Here is a 1270-nt window from a genome sequence, read left to right as displayed (position 1 = left end):
AAACATGTCCATTTACGCACTACATTTTTATACTAAAAACCAAAAGTAAAATTTAAAATCACTTGGTATTCAATTAGGTAGGTATCAAAATGAAAAAAAGTGAAAAAAATAAAAAATACGTATTGACATTAAGGAAAGGTTCGTTTAGAAAGGCGTCAAGTGTGTAGAAACACTTAGCGAATAGCGGATAGGTTACGATACAGCCTCTCCCATGCCTTTTAAAATACTGACTTTCTTTTATGCTATCATTGGCATATAACGATTTATGTCGGGTGTAGTGTGTTATACAATACCCTTTTTAGGGGAAAGCACACAGCGGACTATTCGCCGTGTTTCTAGCACCCGACGCCCTTATAGGGTGTCAATAGAAACCTTCTTACGAATAGGATTACTAGCATGAAAGCTACAGTTACAAATCAAGAAACTTCTCCAAAATATGAACTTACTAATGAAAACCGCGTTGTTAACGGTGTGACTTTACACCGCATTAAAGCTTTAAGAGATTTTGATGATGTTAAGGCGGGGGATTTAGGTGGCTTTATTAAAGATGAGAGTGATCTGTCTCATAAAGGCAATTGCTGGGTTTATGATGATGCTATGGTTATCCAAGCAAGCGTTTCCGAAAATGCCAAAATACGCAATAATGCTTGTGTTGTGAATTATGCAAAAGTTTATGGTAATGCTGTGATTAGTGATAAGGCATGGGTTTTGAGTGATAAGGCACATGTTTATGACAATGCAGTCATTAATGGCAATGCAAAAATTGGTGGCTATGTTTTTGGCAATGCCGTTGTGAGTGATAATGCCGTTATTACTGAAGGGGCTCTTATTTACGATAATGCCCGTGTATATGAAAATGCTCATGTGAGTGGGCTTGTGTTTAATGATGCCCATGTCTACGGTAAATCACGCCTTGCTGCGTGGTCAAAAGCTTATGGCAATGCTCATGTTTTTGATAAAGCTATAGTTTATGATGGTAGCAATATTTATGACAATGCCAAGGTTTTTGGCTCGGCGCGTGTTGGTCCTTTTGCAAAAATTCATGATAATGCTCATGTGAGTGGAAAAGCACAAATTTGCCAATTTACAACGATTTATGGCAATGCTGTGCTTAAAGAAAATAAGAAATTTTCTGAAGATGTCTGTGGTCTTGATCAGGATATAAATAAAGCAGCTTAAATAACGGCGCGGGCGCGGCGGGGGCGCCTCCTTATAACCATTTCATTTAAAAATTTGTTTGAATATTAGATTAGGGAGCTACCTATGACCA

At 37.7% G+C, this 1270-nt stretch carries 1 protein-coding gene; it reads left to right on the top strand.

All coding sequences use genetic code 11. From position 1 onward, the window contains the following. The first annotated feature begins 396 nt into the window (after positions 1 to 396). Positions 397 to 1179 (top strand): hypothetical protein, encoded by a 783-nt coding sequence (locus tag ACFINR_RS09335; protein ID WP_375632888.1) that lies wholly within the window; start codon positions 397 to 399, stop codon positions 1177 to 1179. Positions 1180 to 1270 lie beyond the last annotated feature (91 nt).

Source organism: Bartonella sp. AP19HLJMH (genome assembly GCF_042196245.1).
GTDB lineage: Bacteria > Pseudomonadota > Alphaproteobacteria > Rhizobiales > Rhizobiaceae > Bartonella.
Note: the sequence above shows the minus strand (reverse complement) of the source record. Positions and strands in the feature narration are given on the sequence as shown.

Coding starts and splice junctions, on each gene's coding strand:
- ACFINR_RS09335 (WP_375632888.1), top strand. CDS start 397: ATGAAAGCTACAGTTACAAATCAAGAAACTTCTCCAAAATATGAACTT.